Origin of the sequence: Bacillus piscicola (assembly GCF_022458745.1) — a bacterium.
In the GTDB taxonomy this organism is placed as follows: Bacteria; Bacillota; Bacilli; order Bacillales; family Marinococcaceae; genus Alteribacillus_A; species Alteribacillus_A piscicola.
Map to the genome: position 1 here is coordinate 1 of NZ_JAJJJF010000020.1, position 13,375 is coordinate 13,375.

At 40.7% G+C, this 13,375-nt stretch carries 17 protein-coding genes; 2 read left to right on the forward strand and 15 right to left on the reverse strand.

Going from position 1 to position 13,375, the window contains the following annotated elements:
• Nucleotides 1–165: 165 nt before the first annotated feature.
• From LOR49_RS16920 to LOR49_RS16955, 9 genes are all read right to left on the reverse strand, one after another.
• A complete protein-coding gene (locus tag LOR49_RS16920; protein ID WP_240378131.1) occupies nt 166–636 on the reverse strand; it encodes a hypothetical protein in 471 nt (156 codons plus the stop codon).
• Nucleotides 637–1,042: 406 nt separating this feature from the next.
• Nucleotides 1,043–1,345, reverse strand: a complete 303-nt coding sequence (locus LOR49_RS16925; protein ID WP_240378132.1) for a type II toxin-antitoxin system RelE/ParE family toxin — start codon at nt 1,343–1,345, stop codon at nt 1,043–1,045.
• Nucleotides 1,346–1,350: 5 nt separating this feature from the next.
• Nucleotides 1,351–1,704, reverse strand: coding sequence for an AbrB/MazE/SpoVT family DNA-binding domain-containing protein (locus LOR49_RS16930; protein WP_240378133.1), 354 nt, complete (start codon nt 1,702–1,704; stop codon nt 1,351–1,353).
• A gap of 139 nt (nt 1,705–1,843) precedes the next feature.
• The gene (locus LOR49_RS16935; RefSeq protein ID WP_240378134.1) at nt 1,844–2,902 is read right to left on the reverse strand and encodes a hypothetical protein; all 1,059 of its coding nucleotides are present in this window, start codon (nt 2,900–2,902) and stop codon (nt 1,844–1,846) included.
• A gap of 554 nt (nt 2,903–3,456) precedes the next feature.
• Nucleotides 3,457–4,479, reverse strand: coding sequence for a RepA protein (locus tag LOR49_RS16940; RefSeq protein ID WP_240378135.1), 1,023 nt, complete (start codon nt 4,477–4,479; stop codon nt 3,457–3,459).
• Between the two features lie 300 nt (nt 4,480–4,779).
• Nucleotides 4,780–5,760: a tyrosine-type recombinase/integrase gene (locus LOR49_RS16945; protein WP_338021160.1), complete on the reverse strand. Its 981-nt coding sequence runs from the start codon at nt 5,758–5,760 to the stop codon at nt 4,780–4,782.
• Between the two features lie 237 nt (nt 5,761–5,997).
• Nucleotides 5,998–6,207, reverse strand: a complete 210-nt coding sequence (locus LOR49_RS16950; protein WP_240378136.1) for a hypothetical protein — start codon at nt 6,205–6,207, stop codon at nt 5,998–6,000.
• Nucleotides 6,208–6,307: 100 nt separating this feature from the next.
• Nucleotides 6,308–6,442, reverse strand: coding sequence for a hypothetical protein (locus tag LOR49_RS17565; protein WP_275899724.1), 135 nt, complete (start codon nt 6,440–6,442; stop codon nt 6,308–6,310).
• A 495-nt stretch (nt 6,443–6,937) separates the two neighbouring features.
• On the reverse strand, nt 6,938–7,489 hold the full coding sequence (locus LOR49_RS16955; RefSeq protein ID WP_240378137.1) for a hypothetical protein: 552 nt from the start codon (nt 7,487–7,489) through the stop codon (nt 6,938–6,940).
• A 369-nt stretch (nt 7,490–7,858) separates the two neighbouring features.
• On the opposite strand from LOR49_RS16955, the gene LOR49_RS16960 reads away from it, so the two are divergent.
• Complete coding sequence (locus tag LOR49_RS16960) at nt 7,859–8,539, forward strand: MerR family transcriptional regulator (protein WP_240378138.1); 681 nt, start codon at nt 7,859–7,861, stop codon at nt 8,537–8,539.
• Between the two features lie 115 nt (nt 8,540–8,654).
• Here LOR49_RS16960 and LOR49_RS16965 read toward each other — a convergent pair whose 3' ends face one another.
• The 5 genes from LOR49_RS16965 to LOR49_RS17570 all read right to left on the reverse strand — a co-directional run bounded on the left by LOR49_RS16965 (nt 8,655) and on the right by LOR49_RS17570 (nt 11,560).
• The gene (locus LOR49_RS16965; protein WP_240378139.1) at nt 8,655–8,957 is read right to left on the reverse strand and encodes a helix-turn-helix domain-containing protein; all 303 of its coding nucleotides are present in this window, start codon (nt 8,955–8,957) and stop codon (nt 8,655–8,657) included.
• 5 nt (nt 8,958–8,962) lie between these two features.
• Nucleotides 8,963–9,415, reverse strand: a complete 453-nt coding sequence (locus tag LOR49_RS16970; RefSeq protein ID WP_240378140.1) for a type II toxin-antitoxin system RelE/ParE family toxin — start codon at nt 9,413–9,415, stop codon at nt 8,963–8,965.
• A 180-nt stretch (nt 9,416–9,595) separates the two neighbouring features.
• Entirely contained in the window at nt 9,596–10,618 is a 1,023-nt protein-coding gene (locus tag LOR49_RS16975) for a site-specific integrase (protein WP_240378141.1), read from the reverse strand.
• Nucleotides 10,608–10,955, reverse strand: a complete 348-nt coding sequence (locus LOR49_RS16980) for a ribbon-helix-helix protein, CopG family (RefSeq protein WP_240378142.1) — start codon at nt 10,953–10,955, stop codon at nt 10,608–10,610. Before LOR49_RS16980 ends, LOR49_RS16975 begins: the two co-directional genes overlap by 11 nt.
• Before the next feature lie 476 nt (nt 10,956–11,431).
• On the reverse strand, nt 11,432–11,560 hold the full coding sequence (locus LOR49_RS17570) for a hypothetical protein (protein ID WP_275899725.1): 129 nt from the start codon (nt 11,558–11,560) through the stop codon (nt 11,432–11,434).
• Between the two features lie 688 nt (nt 11,561–12,248).
• On the opposite strand from LOR49_RS17570, the gene LOR49_RS16985 reads away from it, so the two are divergent.
• Nucleotides 12,249–12,905: a stage II sporulation protein P gene (locus LOR49_RS16985; RefSeq protein ID WP_240378143.1), complete on the forward strand. Its 657-nt coding sequence runs from the start codon at nt 12,249–12,251 to the stop codon at nt 12,903–12,905.
• A gap of 51 nt (nt 12,906–12,956) precedes the next feature.
• Here the strand turns inward: LOR49_RS16985 and LOR49_RS16990 are convergent.
• Nucleotides 12,957–13,375: hypothetical protein (locus tag LOR49_RS16990; RefSeq protein WP_240378144.1), on the reverse strand; the 419-nt coding region annotated here is incomplete at its 5' end.

A 13,375-nucleotide genomic window follows, 5' to 3' on the forward strand; every position in this document is an offset into this window, starting at 1 on the left:
GATAGTATCCATCATCATCACTCCTTCTGTATATTGTAACACAATGTAACACATTTATGTGACCATATTTATTTGAAAACAACAAAATGCATTACTCCTGATGGATATAATGCATTTGAGCTAAAATTTTTTTGTGCGACAATCGCGCCCGATTGTTTAAGACAATTACAGTATAAAAATAACGATTAAAAGACCTAATGATGTCCAAACAAAGGAATAACCAATTTTGTTTTCATTGGGCATAGTTTTCTTTTTAACTTTATGTATAATTGCTAAAACAGTCACATTCATTAAAAATAAAAGGTAGTAAATCAATACATATATAATCCATCGGCTAATTTGTGTTAAATCACTTAGTGGCTCTGTCAAAAATAAGATGAAAACTACAATCAAAGATATTAAAAATATAACAGGTAGAATAACATACATTTTTTCCCACAGTCTGTGCTTTAAGAATGTATTGCTTTTTTTCACTTGGAAATACATTAACAGACTGAATAAACCAATGGTTACGATTAAAAATAAAGATGTTCCTATTACTTGCATATTTATTACATTGGTTGAAGATGGCGACACTCCTATATCCTTTTTAAATATATCTGCTATATATGCAAGAATCACCAATAAAGCTATCATAATACCTTGAAATAAAGTCCAGCGTGAAAATAATATAAAGCATCACTCCCTTGCATTGAATCTTCCGCAAAATGGCCCGATTCTGGAAGAACTCAATTATTTCCAAAAAAAAATAAAACCCAAAAGCGTTAAGACGCACGGTTTTTCCTTTTTACCAATTGAACAAACCAGTATACTGCTATCCAAGGTAAGATAAAACGAGTTGCCCACTCAAATATGTCAACAATAATAGACACATCAATATTAAGTATAGTAAGAACAATAAACAATACGGCCAAGCCAAAAACTCCATAAGCTATATACTTGATACGGCTGTCCCCCCATAATTAGCTTATACTCAACTACCATGTCAACTTTAAAAAACTTGCATTTAAGAATCCATGATGCGCAGCTTCTACACTAGTCGTTATGTATTAGATTTCATAAACCTCTTTAATTCTTGATAAAAGGTTTCTCGGGTCCCGGCTAAAATAATCACAATAAGTTCTCCGTTTTCATTTTCGGTGATGCGATAAGCCAATCTGTACTGACTTCCGTTATAACGAATACTGTAAGAATAAAGACCGGCTAAATCTCCCGTTCTAGGATCTCCAAGATAGGGGTTCAGCCGGATTTGTTGTATAGCCTTATCAAATTCCTTTTTAAGTGGTTTTTCTTTAAGCTTTTTAAAGTAACGTTTTGCTGGATTCAAATATAGAACAGGTAACACGATCGTCACTCCCTTACATCACCAAAAAGAGACTCCGTTTCTTCATCACCCGTTCCAGTAAACTGTTGTGCAGCTTGATCAGCTTCCGCAATTAAATCTTCTACTGCTGGACGGATCCGCGCTTTTTGTTTTTGGAACTCGGTCAGTAATTCCTCTCCCTCGTATCCTTCCTGAACCAAATCTCTTAAAATTTCCTCTGAAAAATCATCATTCGTCGGAGCTGGACGCAACACAATTTCATTATCACGAAGTTCACACACAAGCGTTCCCTCAATCCCTAACTTCTCAAAAAAACGTTTCGGAATCGTGATTTGCCGCTTTTCTGATACACGAATATGCTTCGTTTCAGAAGACTTCATCCCTGTTTCTCTCCTCCTTACGTATCTGAATCCCTATCATTCATCATATGCACGTCAATCAAACAAAGAAACAAAATTCCTTGTTCTGTGTTTTATTTTATCACAAATATCCTCAGTGCTATACCTACGGGTACCATTCCTAATTCGTCACCGACATTTCCCCTTGCATTTCCACCTTGATTGTTTCATGATTCATTTTTTTGGCAGCCACGTACCGGCTGTACCCATCCATAAGTACACACTTTCCGTCTTTTTTCTGCGCCAGAACAGGTTCATCAAAGGAATGGTGTTCACGATAATACGTCATATGTCCTTCGATTTTTTTCGGGTTTGGCTCTGCGTAATGCTCTGGGATCCATAGATCCGACAACGGTAATTCAAGAAGGGTAGTGGGAAGTAACGCGTTTTTACGAATATGGAGATCCATCATATACCCTTTGCGATTATAGGTCACTTTTAAAATGGGATGATGAGGATCCCAGGACCAATACGTCCGTGTTTTTGTCTTCTTATCCAAATGAATAAACGCATAGGAAGAAGGGAATTCTTCCAGATGTTTTTGACTCTCTTGCATGCTCATCCCTGTTTTAAACGCCAATAATTCCACGAATTTCACCGATACGGAAAAGCGAGGTTTTTCTCCATAGGCACAATCGAAACAAACCACGACCTCTTTCCCGTTTCTTTCCTTGATCGCCATCACTTTTTTATCACAATGCTGCCCACAATCCTGACAAACACCATCGTATTCAGCATGTAACCGAGCCTTTTTATCGTTTACGTTGAATTTTTTTTCTGGTCTTTGAGACCCTTCTTTTTTTCTTTCCTGTTTCAGCCTGTGTTTCTCCGTTTTTCGTTCTCCCCCTTTCGTTTCCCCTGGTGTATAGGTTGCTTGAGAACAAATGACACCGATCTCCCCTTCTACAATGTCCATCGGCATATCAACGGTGACATCTCCCTCAATCATGAATTCCGCTTTGGAGACCTGCTCTCCCTTATCCTCCACTTCTTTCTTAAGACGCGACCATTGGCTTTTGGTAAGCAGCGCCGTAATCATGACCGCACTCGCTTTTGGTAAATCTTTTGAAACAGACGCATTGCCTTTTTCTTCAAAATCAACACAAAATAAGGCTTGATTGTCGTATGTCACCGGTCGCACGGCTATCGGTTTCCCACTCACTGTTACTTTTAATGACATGATATCCCATCCTTTTCTTCCATCTCATAATCCCATATCTTTCGTCTCTCATGAGAGACGAATCAATCGATGTAGTGCCGGCACCGTTGTATCGATCATATCTAGTAATCTTTTTCCTCATGTTTACTCTGGTACATCGTTTAAGAGACAACCGATGTGAAGACCCCTCATCTGCCTCACACGCTTCATTCATCGCCACGGATACAAAAGGGTGTCCTAGTTGCCATAAACGTCCTCACCGACCCACAAGGGACGCTCACGAGTTTGTGGTTTCGATTGTAGTCTTCATCGTAAAAAGTGTGAAGAGCATAGCAAACAAAACGACCTTTTAATAAAACAAATGTTGTTTAAATCGTTCATTATCGAGCTGATTTTTTGCTCCTCAAATAAAGCTAGCTTTCGCTAAACGTTGATCAACGACACTGCTCCCCAACTCAACTCCTTTTCTAGACCCCTCATTCGCGTTCTCAGAATAAACTTTATTTACAGTGATAAAGGGTATCCCCCCCCCCTTGTACAAAACGCTTCTGCGAAGGTCAGAGACAGCATCACGTCTATGTAGCAGGGACGAAGGAGCCCCCTATGCCATCGTTCTCTTGAGTTTTGCCGGTTCTCATTTTGTTACGTAAAGCTAACAGTTGCTCGAATTTCTTTTTTTGTTGTTCAAAGTACGTGTCCGTTACCTTTTCTTCTTTGTGTTGTTCCTTTTCCTCTTGCATCCATTTTGGTAGCTTGTCTCTTCTCACGGATTGATTGTTAAACATTGTACTCTCTTCCCTGTGAATGCTTTCTTTTATCGTTTGTAAAACAGAATCATAGTATCGGAATCTAGCTTTTTGGGTTGTGGCCTTTATCTCATCTTTTCGTTCCTGAATACGAGCTATCATCATCTCTTTTTCATCCGTTGGGATTTCATGCTCTTTTATGTATTCATCGAGAAACGGAAGAGCATCTTCTTCTTGATGATGATTTGAATCATTAGTTATATGATTTGAATCATTAGTAATACTATTTGAAACATTATTGTGTTTCGCTGGGAAACCCCCCCCTGTTTCGCTGGGAAACCCCCCCCTGTTTCGCTGGGAAACCCCCTCGGAACATTCGTTCCCTTCGTTATTTCTTCCCCCTTGTTTAGCAAAGGTTCTAGCCGGGGAATGGTATTCGGTGTCATAGTCTCTAATCTTTTCTAATGGCTTATGTTTTTTTGTAATGTCATTTTGGGGATATTCATAAACAATGATATTCATGGGCTTTGTTCCCTCGTTTTTTGACTCCTCATACGTGACGATATCGATAAAGCCGTAGTTCCACAAAGGTCGGATGATATCGTTGTAAAATTTTTTGCTGCCGACACGTAACCTTTTCATGACCCCCTTGAAACTGCAAGGGACAACGTCATCCTCTTGGTTTTTTCTTTCCTCCGATCGATCACACCAGCTGTAAAATTTTAACCACGCTCGGAATGCGTCTACTCCTAGCGTGTCTATCCAGTCGTCAGCTGCTACAAAATACAAAATAGGGAGTTGCAATTCCTCTCTTTTTTTCTTTCCTTTATTGAACGTTACATTTTCAGCCATAAAAAATCTCCTCCTAGTAGTTGCAGGAGAAGCCGCCCTATTGTAGAATTAAATTAAACAATTTAATTAAAGGACTACTCGTCCTGCATAGGGCATACTTGTCCTGCGTGATGTTAGAGAAACCCCGAACCCGACCAAAAGTTCAAGGGGTTTTTCTAATGTTTAGACTCATTTTACCAAACTTTGAAACACCTTGCCTTAATCTGACAGGAAACAATTTTATTTTTTTTATGAACAAAGTATAGAATGTTGTACGGAATGTGGTGGTTGGCCGTATTACCACTCTCCCTTAAAAAGGGTTCATTCCTCGTCTTCGTTCTCTCCCTTACCTAGATACACTCGAATCACATCAATCCTTTCATGGCCCACTTCTCGTGTCACCCTTGCTGCTGCTTGTTCCAAAGAGAAACCTTTATCCCTTTCCTCCTGCACACGATCTTGCACATACCCATAACGGAGTCCATGGATCGTCAATTCATTCACATGCGTGGAACCGTCCTTTGTCCAAGTACGTTGGATCATCCCCTCTGTTGTCTCCACCTTGTGACGATGGTGAGAGTTGAATTTTTCCACCCGATTTACCGCCTCGTGTGTTTGTTCCTGAGGACGGATGAAAAGACGCTGCCCTCGACTTGTTTTTCGCAACCGTTGTTGCAATAAATCCTTTCCTGCCTTCGATAACGGGACCTCCCGCCATTTGCCGTTTTTGGCTTCGCCCCGGACTTGGTACACCCCCGTACGTAACGCTTGCTCGGCTTGAGAGCGTTTCATCGCGACGGCTTCTGTCACACGCAGCCCCATTGTTCGAGCAAGCTGCATCACATCCTGTGCGTCTTTTGCGGTGGCAGCCCCTGCTCCTCCCTTCTGCGCCATTTCTGTCGCTAATTGTTGCATCTGGTTGTATTCCTCCTGGGTCCAGGCCCGATCTCCTTTTATTGCGGGCGTTTTTTCCAGCACAACAGCATATTTTTTCTTCAACCCCTCGTTATCCGATAGCTCATGTTTGGCACGTGAGACCAAATCGTGCATGTAGCGAATAGCCACAAGATCGTTTTTAATCGTCTTTGCTGCCATTCCCTGCGATTGGCGGTATTGGATATACGACACCTGGTGCTTATCCTGCAGATTTCGGAGGTTCTTCATCTTGAAATGCTTACCTAGGTACCTAACAAAATTCCTGCAGCTATGCTCATACCGTGCCCTCGTTCCATACGAGCCAGCTCGGGTATGTTTAAAGATTTTTTCTAATTGATTCTCCATTGGTGATTTTCCTTTGCTCATGTTTCTCTCTCCTTTTTTTATGTCTTAAAAAAGCACACAGCTCGCCCGTTGACATGGAGGGCCGTCCTCACGGCTTCCTCACATTTCGGTCAAAACCCTCAAAACCAAAACCCTTGTATCAGTGCGGTTACGCTGGGTTCTGCCAGGCTTTGGCTGGTGCTTTCTCTTTGCCTCATTTCATTTTTCGTATTTCATACGATAAGTGAAATTTCAAGGCAAAGAGAAAGCACCAATCCCCTATTCTGTTTTTGTTTTATGAGTGGTGGTTTGGAACTTACCCGCGTGCGGGCTGGCTTTCGCCGCCATGTTCCAATGAACTGCTCTCCCGCAGGCATTGCTGCCCAGACTTGTCGTCTCGTTCACTTCCTGCCCGATGGTTGCTGCGTCATCTGATGCCAGGCGTACATCGTAAGACGGTGGCGTTCCTTTTTTCCGATAAGCGCACACACCTTATCGCGTCCGTATTTCCCTAAACCGCCCGAACGTCGGCGATCGACCCTATCTAGCCGGCCTGCATTGCTTTGTTAACTTCCAAAACAAAAAACGATCAGATCCGATCAAAACTGAGATCAACCCAAAATAAAAAGAGCTTCTGATCAGCTCTTTTCTTTTTCGATCGCTTCATTTGCTTCTTCTTTTTGTTTCTGTAGCCGGCCCAGCTCGTTTTCTTTTCATTTTTCAATTCCTCCTTTGTTTTTTAGACACAAAAAAGGCGTACCGATCCCACTGTTTTCAGTGTTTTTCGATACGCCTTGTGCGTTTTTATTTATATTTTTTGTTTTTGACAATAAGACACACGTGTCCCATTGTCACCCTGGGATTAAAAATCATCCGCCTTCCACATGAAAGCTCTACCTCCACCGGCTTGACCGATAGCATTTCCTCTATCTTTTGAAGTCAGAGTGGTACTAGAGCGGCTCTAAACAACTAACGGGCGCTTATTTACGGGGACCGTTTAAAACATTGCTTGATTTTGTAACGGTGCTTTCCATTGCCGCCTACCCAATCTCTTCAGCTCGATTTTTATCGGGAAGTATAAGGGCCTATAATGACTTAATTAGTAATAACAACAGGGTAGCATACGTTTTTATATTTTTCAACTAATTTGGAGGCGAAGGTTAAAAATTGAAATAGATGAAAAGAAGTTGATTATAAATTAGAGCCTTTAACAGGCTCTCTATTTTTGTGTCCTCTTTTTTCTAACGTGCTCCAGCAACGCAAAAAGAATGCATTCTTCTTTCTCCTCAAAGTCCTGCTCCATCAAAATACGCTCATTGTTATATAGAAACGCATCCAGTAAATAAGGAATGCGAGGGGTGCTGTATCCACGAGTGTGTTGAGAAACCTCTTCCCACAGCTGTTTCTCAAATGCCTTGGAGTATCCTTTGTGCTGTACACATTCCTGCAGGCGTGTTTTTTTCAGTTCAATATAGTCCTCGAAGATGTTTTTCCGCACGATCTCCCACCACATTTCCGCACGGGCCTTTTCTTTGATTTCTTCTTTTACAACGTTTGTTGTTTTATTAGAATCAAAGGCTTGATCTGGAGTCCTGTCTCGGATAAAGGAGTAAAGCGCATCTTCGCTGATTCGCCAGCCTTCTTTACGAGAAAGAGGGGCTTCTCCTTGGATCGTTCCATTACGCAACCAGCGTCGGACACTCTCCATGTGTGTGGTGATTTTGTAGGCCTTTAATATCTCAAAAGCTTCCTCGACACTATACATTTTCATCACAATAAACCCCTTTATAAAACATTTGTTGTTTTAAAATTATACAACAAATGTTTTATAAATAGAAATAATACATAAAATGAACCGATTTATTTTCTAAAAATGCGGCTCCACTAGGGGTTTTTCAGAATGGTTTTCCTTCTTTTCTTTTTGTTTCTGAATAGACCATCGTTTTAGTATGAATGGGGTAAATATATATTCAGAGCTGATTCTGAACGAATAAGAGGATTACAAATAAATGAAATACATCCCTAGGAAGGTATATTAGTTGTAGGTAAAGAAGATAATAAAAGCAAACCATACCAAGGGTTCGAAACTGACTTTCGAAGTGTTCAGAAGGGTTAAAAGTAATCGGAAGGGGGTCTTAAAATGGATGAATTTTTGAAAGCATATAGCATAAAAGAAGTTTCAAAACAAACTGGAGTTCCAATGGGAACAATTCGGCAATGGGAAACGGATTTTGAAGGTATTTTGACCATTCAGCGAGATGATAAAGGAGCTAGGATTTACACAGATTTTGAGATCGAAACAATAAAACACATAAAAACAATGAGGGATAAGAACCTTTCGAAAAAAGTTATTAGGGATTTATTGCAACAGAAGAAAGAATCCGATAACTCTTCTGATTATGTTCCGATTCCCCAACCGAGCGTTCCGAAAATGAACCAAAGCGAAGCTGTTAAAACATTAAATGAATTAAAAGATATCATGGTCAACTTTGATGATTTTAAAGAATCTTTAAAGAAAGAACTTCGAGAAGAAATCCGAAATGAGGTCAAAAATGAAGTAGTTGAAGAGGTTCGGAGGGAGCTTGCGAGTGCATCGGAATCCCAGCAAAAACTGGTGGAACGAGGTTCGAAACACACTTCTGAACAACTCGAAAGTATATCGGAAGCATTAGAAAAGATGGAAGATAAGCAAGAAGAAGAAATTGGTAGAAGAGATAAAATACTTATGGAGAATATGAGATTAATAAAGGAATTAAAGGAATTAAAGGAATTAAAAGAAGAAAAGAGTAAGGGGTTTTTTTCCAAGTTGTTTGGGAAGTAGGCAACCCTGCAATATCTAGGGGACAAGAGATAGGGAGAATCCTTATCTCTTTTTGTTTTCTCCCTTATTTACGTTTCTACTTATTTCATTACCATTAATGCGCGCCCAGGAGTTCTTATATTTTAGCAGCCTTATGATTGTCACGGTTAGCATCAATGATTAAAGGGGTCTCTAATGCGTCAGATAATGCTAAAAGTGTTTTGTAATTTGGCTGTGTTAGGCCAGCTTCTAATCGGCCAATCGTAGATTTTGCTACGTGTATTGCTGTAGCTAATTCTTGCTGGGTCATGTTCTTTTTACGCCGATGGCTCATGATTTGGGCAGCCAAGAACCCTCGTTGTTCTAGTTCTTTTACTCGCTCCTTTCCAACGATATCAGCCAATTGTTTGTTGAAGTCATCGTTTGTTGTGAAAGACATATGAATCACTCTCCTTTTGTCATCGGATAAAGGGAAGGGTCATCTATGCAGTAATCAAAATACCGTAGTTCAGCTGGTTGAATATCTTGCCTTTTTATATCTCCGTTGTATTGTTTGTCGAAATGATGAAGTAAAATAACCTTATAATAATTGTGGAAGACATATAAAAGACGGTGGTTACCTGTTGATTGACCAGGGAGACCCCAACGAAAGAGGCTTGTTAGCTCCGTGTTGCGCTCTATGTGCTTTATGACCGGTGGGTTTTCTTCCTCTGGTGTTTGATCGTTAAAATCCTCAGGTAAAGGGTAAAGACGGATACGTTCTTTTTGAATGATATAGCGTTCTGCAAGGTCGATCCAGGGACCACGTCCTTTTGTTCGCTTTTCTTGTTTAGCATTCTCCAATAATGTGTTCTCAAAACGTTTGATATTATCGTGAAAAATAAGTTGGTAGGTCATTATTTTCAGCCTTTATTTTAATATTTTATGCCAATGATAGCATATTTGCAATCAAATTCAACCGCTTATACATATATTCAGTAAGAGACTTCAGCCGTTACAATTAGTCAAAGGGTTTCATGCCGATATCTTCCTCTTAGTGATGATGTACAAACACTTTAGGTGTTCTTCTTTTTCTGCTCAACGTCGTATATAGATACGTGCCAGATCCCAACGGTCGGAGCCGTGTCCCAATTCACTATGTACTCGGTCAACAACCGCTTTCAATTCAGCAAATAACTCCTCTTTCCCGTGTATGCCGTAGTCCACGTATCTTCCTTGATCCATGTTTTCAAACATTCGCTCTAACAATTGGCTTCCTTGTTCACGAACGCCACGCTGCTCAAGCAACTCACTCACCCGATCACGTGCGTACAAATGACGGAAACCATGCATCCCGCGTCCCAGCTGTTTGATCCCTTCGTCTTTCGCCGCACGGTTCACCGCCCGACGAACGGTATCTGGTTTCACCGACACCAACGAATCATCAGGTTTCTTTCCCTCCATCATCCGATGGACCTCCTTCTCTACATGAGCAGGCACCGGTACTTCTCGAAATCTGCCGCCTTTCGTAATACCTGCTCCTCTCTCAATACTAAGTTTCAAACCACCATCATCCCTAGATGTAAAGTGTTCAACACGGACATTACATGCTTCGCGAACACGCAACCCCAATTCACGCGAAAGCATCACGGCATCATGAGAATGCGGAGGAAGGGCCCTAGCAATCTGCTCATACTCTTTTTGCGTATAGCTACGATCTTTAGGTTTATCAGCCTCTTGAACGATCCTCCAAGGCGCACAGAAGCTCACAGGCTCCTTTCCGAACTTCTCTGCTCTCTTTTCCATGCCTTTCTGCAAATGACGCAAGGCCGTTTCCACATTGCGTATATGCCCGTTCGAAAGCCCTCTCTCCTGCATATTCGCAATATAAGCTCGGTAATGGCTCTCCTTGAGCTGATACAAACTCTTCACCCAGTGATGTTCCCGCACCCACTTCGCGAAATTTTGTGCAGCCGACATCGTCTCTTTCTTTTGCTTGATGGAATGAATACCAACATCCCCGGCTTCCCGCGCCTCTTTCTTGGATTCGCCAATCCGATCTATAGCATTTATCGCTGTTTTCGTTTGATGCACAATGGACGCTTTCCCTCTACGCCCCATGCGCTTCGTATCCTTTCCGCAAGTCTCTTATCAGCCGTTCCAACTCACGCAACGTATCCGGAACTGCCGGACCTTCCTCCTGTCCTTTTCCTGCTCCAACGCCGGAAGATAGGGTCTCTATATCCGTCATTTCCAACTCCGATTGAACCATATGCCCTTGTGCATCTGCCAACACCTTCGCATAACTCTGACCACCTATCCGCCCTGTTCGCCGAAAGTGATCAATCGCTTGTCGAACAATCTCGCTTCGGTTCTGATTCAGATGCCAAGCCATGAGCCGCAGCTCCATCATCACGTCTTCCTCTACTTTTGCATTCACGTTTTGTTTTCGAGCCATCTTTTCCCCCTTTTCAGTCAGACGTCATACACCTGTAAGACACTTTTCACTTGATTTCTGTCTTACGGTGTATCACCCTTTTTAAAATAGATGTTCCGTTTTCCGTTTCTCTTTTTTTCCAAAACCCTCGCTCTGCTCGGGTTTTACCACCTTATGCCTCCTTCGTCGCCATAAGGTGGGCGCGCTTCACGCATCGAAATGTTCCGTCTTTCCATTATTGAATCTTCCGCTCTACTTCTACCGAAGCGCCAAGCCTATGTTGTTCTGAGGCGCTTTTTCCAATGTCACTACTTCGACCGGTCGTTTCGCTTTTCTACTCCAGACACCTGCAGCGTCAAGATTTTGCTTTCAGCTCTGCCGTTATTTTCATAACTCCCTTCTCTGTCACTTTCCACCTCTCTTGCCCAAGATCTCTGGGAACTGCATGCCAACGCACCTCTCCATGATTCATTTCCAGCGAATACGTTCAACTACAACTAGGTATCGTTCCAATATGCATTCGTTTGTTCTCCCACTTTCATGACGACCATTTCCGTGTCTCTCCTTCGGTCATTCCTTCTGTCCTCGATTACCATGCATCTTCCTTGTCCCTTCTTCCTGTTCATCCTTCCCTCTCCTTTTCAATTCCTTTGCGGTTTTTTAGACACAAAAAAAGCGATCTTTGCATCGTTGAAACCGCCTCGAACACACAGAAATAGCTTATTTCTGTTTCAAGACTTCTTCATCGATCCAAAGATCGCTCTCCGTTTGTTTACCCGCGCACTCTATGAGTGGCTCAAAAAAAAAGAAAATTAACAATATACGCTAAGTGTAGCATAAACTATCTGATTGCAAAAGATTTTCTAGATATATGTATGCGTCAAGTTTTTCTCGACATGGATTTTGAGTGGTAGTCTTTTCCTCTATGTCTCTTAAATCATATTTAACATTATCTATATGAAGTACCTTGTCTACCGAAGACGTGCGACAACATCTGCAGCAGCTTGATGACGCGTTATTTCTTGATTCGGACGAAATCGCCCCATCTGGATATCCATTAATAATACCTTGGAAAGAAATGCTTTGTTTTTAACAATAGGTTCTCTTCTTTTGATTGGCACATGAAATAACTAAAAGCCTAATTTCTCAGTATTGTAAAACGAAAACTAGTATTTTTTTGAATTTGTTGAATTTACTAACGCTTTGAATCAGTATTTTTTCTGATACCTCCTTCTATCAAGAATCTATGTATTAGATTAATAAAATTGAATAGGATAGATTAAGAGAACAAATTTAATTATTAAGGGGGAAAAAATGAACAAAACCTTCCTGTTCTTCATCATGGTCCTGTTTATTTTGGGTACTGGCTGTCAGAACAAAGAGGCAGCCCAAACAGAATTATCTCCCGAAACACCAGTAGTTCTTTATCACACTTCTACTAACGAAGATTCTTTAAGTGAAATCAAAAAAATTGGAAATCATCTAGAAGAGAATTTAAAAGAAAATAACATAGGTGTTTCAAATCTTATTTCTACGACTGCCCAACAAGACCAAAACAATGAGCAACTATCAAAACAAGTAATAAAAGAGGAACTGACTAAAAATGAAAATGTTCAAATATTATTTGATATTCAACAGGCGGATGTGAAAACTAAAAACAACGCATCAACAACTGAGATAAAAGGGAAAAATGCAGCTAGGGTTTTATTTGAATTATCATCATCCACAGATAACTATGTAAAAAATCAAAAATTTGCTAAAAAAATACATGCTAAAATAGAGGAGATGTATCCTGGACTTTCAAGAGGTGTAATAACAAAGAAATCACATGACTTTGATTATAACCAAGAACTCCACCCTAATCTTTTACTTTTAAAAATTGGTGGACAGGATACTACTTTAAAAGAAGAATACAGAACAATGGATTTATTAACCGAGGTAATACAAGAGGTTTTAGATGAAATAGAATAACAGGCTGTTCGCCCAAACAGCCTGTTCTAATAATAAAGTTAAATAATGTTATTATCTAACGTATACCGACGCAGTATCACTTGCAATTTGATTTGTATCTGGGTTGTACACAGTCAGTGTTACATTTTTAGTCCCTGTAGATTCAAAATAACAATGTAAAGTTTCAGAGGTGCTTGAAGTTGTTGTATAATGCGTGCTTCCATCTTCACAATCAAGCGTCACCTCATAAGTACCTGACCCTCCTGACCACGAACCAGTGTAGTCAACTGCTTCACCTACATAACCGGTTTGAGAAGATGGTGATAACTCAGCCGAGAAAAACAGGGCGTGGGTAGGAATTGTAAAGGATAGTAAGCCGAAACACAATGCTGTAGCAATTAAGATACGTTTCATATTAACTTTTTTTAGAATCATAGTTATTACCTCCCAAAATAATTTCTGGACAATAACAATATTTTTTTCACACACCC